The organism is Moraxella caviae (assembly GCF_002014985.1).
GTDB classification, from domain to species: domain Bacteria; phylum Pseudomonadota; class Gammaproteobacteria; order Pseudomonadales; family Moraxellaceae; genus Moraxella; species Moraxella caviae.
This window is the reverse complement of the sequence record NZ_MUXU01000080.1, coordinates 1-1,860: the sequence shown is the minus strand read 5'-3', so window position 1 is coordinate 1,860 and position 1,860 is coordinate 1. Positions and strand designations below refer to the sequence as shown.

Annotated in this window: 4 protein-coding genes; all 4 read right to left on the bottom strand. The window is 43.8% G+C overall.

Features of this window, described 5'->3' with window-relative positions:
- The coding region (locus B0181_RS10730; RefSeq protein ID WP_078277490.1) for a siphovirus Gp157 family protein at positions 1 to 461 on the bottom strand (461 nt) is incomplete at its 3' end.
- Between the two features lie 81 nt (positions 462 to 542).
- Complete coding sequence (locus B0181_RS10725; protein ID WP_078277489.1) at positions 543 to 767, bottom strand: hypothetical protein; 225 nt, start codon at positions 765 to 767, stop codon at positions 543 to 545.
- Entirely contained in the window at positions 764 to 934 is a 171-nt protein-coding gene (locus B0181_RS12170; RefSeq protein ID WP_158078971.1) for a hypothetical protein, read from the bottom strand. Before B0181_RS12170 ends, B0181_RS10725 begins: the two co-directional genes overlap by 4 nt.
- A 172-nt stretch (positions 935 to 1,106) precedes the next feature.
- Positions 1,107 to 1,643, bottom strand: a complete 537-nt coding sequence (locus B0181_RS10720) for an HNH endonuclease (RefSeq protein WP_078277488.1) — start codon at positions 1,641 to 1,643, stop codon at positions 1,107 to 1,109.
- Between the last annotated feature and the right edge of the window lie 217 nt (positions 1,644 to 1,860).

Below are 1,860 nucleotides of genomic sequence, written 5' to 3'. Positions count from 1 at the left end.
ACGCCATCAATCACCACGCCGTCTTTAAGTGCTTTTTTGATAGCCGTGCTGTTTGCTTTGATTTCGATGTTTTGAAATTCTTGTGGTAAGTTTGCCGCGTCAATATCAAGGCGAACGCTGGCAGGGCTGTTTTGCAGGCGAATTGGCATGATGGGGTCGGCAATCTTATCAATGCCGTTTTCAATCATTGCACTAAGCATATTTGCTTTTAGGATTTCCGTGCGGTTTTGCAGGGCTTTTTTCTTTGCAGTGAGTCGCTTGATTTCACCGTCCAAGCCGTCAATGTCTGATTGGGTGTTTTTGATAAACTTGCCATAATTGATAAGTTTATCGCTTAAATCGCCTTGTAAATCAAGCAGGGCTTGGATTTCATCTTGGCTTGGCGTGTCGCCCTCTTCTAGGATTTCGCCAAGTTTTTCTAGGCGGTTTTGTAGTTCGCTGCTGATTTGATATAAGTTCATCTGAATACCTTAAATTTGCTTAATTTAACTTCTACAAGTTCTTTTTGAACTGTGTAACCTTTTAAGAATAAATACAAATTGTCATAATCGGTTGTGTAGGTCAGTTGCCATGCCATATCCCACAGTGTTTTGTTGTGGGTTACTGCGTAGCTGGTGATGGTGAATTTGTCTTGGCGAAAGTTTAGGTAATATCAGAATGGGTGCTTCACCCATTCTTTCGCAAAACTCTCTAAACTCTTCATATTCTCTGGCTTCATCTGATTGCTCTGTGATGATGTCGTGGTAGTAGTCTTTGGTTAGGCTCATGCTTTGCCCCTTAGCTCTGGCGGAATGAACTGTGTTAAGCCGCTTTCGCCTTTTAATCGCTGCAATTCATCGGTGTGCATTTTGTTGATGGCTTCTAGCGTCTTGATACGCTCTAGGGCTTCTAGGTACAAAATGGTGAGCTGTGTCAAATGTTTGTCTTGATACATGGTTATCTCCATAGGCGGATTTTAAAAATTGGCGTGTTCGCTTCATTTGCGCAGGCTTGGCGCAAGTAATGCCAAGCCTAGTGTTTTCATGGGGTGTTTGAAAATAGGCAATAAAACGTTAAAAATACCGCTGCCGTCCACATTGTCATGCCGAATAGGGTTTCTAGGATTTTCATGTCATTGCCTTGTATTTTTCAGTGATGGTGTCAAGCTCAGATTGCGTGGGTTTTTTCTGTGGTTGGTTTTTTAGGGCAATCAAGCGGTCGATTTTGTCTTTGCCGATTTTGTCTTCCAGCCATCTTGCCGCTTCTGGTACGTCTTTTTGATACCAAAACACATGGCAGTGATAGCACAATGCCAGCGCATTATCAGGGTCATAGCGGATGTTGTGATAACGGCGGCTGAAGTGATGGCTGCATTGTAGGCTGTTTGAATTTGGCTCGTACTGCTTACCGCAGCGTTCGCAGCAGTAGTTGGCACGTTTGCGAATGTAGGCGCTAAATGCTGCGTCTGCTGGGCTGATGGTAAAGCCTTCTTGCACTTTTTTGCCTTCGTTATCCAGTGCTTTTTGCATTTTGCCGATGTATTGGTTTAAGCCGCTGAGCAAATCATACAGCGCAGTTTGCCCATATTTTTTGCTGTCTCGGCGCCAGATTTTTAGGTCTTTAAGTAGGTTTTGTTCTGGATTGGTTGGGGTGATGATAGCCATAAAGTTTCCTTATTTTGGGTGCAAAAATCCCACCCATGCCAAAAAAGGCATGAGCAAACTTTTTAAAAGTGGGAAATTAAATCAATTTGGCGAGTGCCACCCAGTCTGGGCGTGAGCCGACTTCACAGCCGATTTTACGCAAATCACGCTTTAGGTGTGGCGTAAATGGCAAGCCTTGGCGAATGATGGTAGATAGCGCATATTCGTCAATCTCACG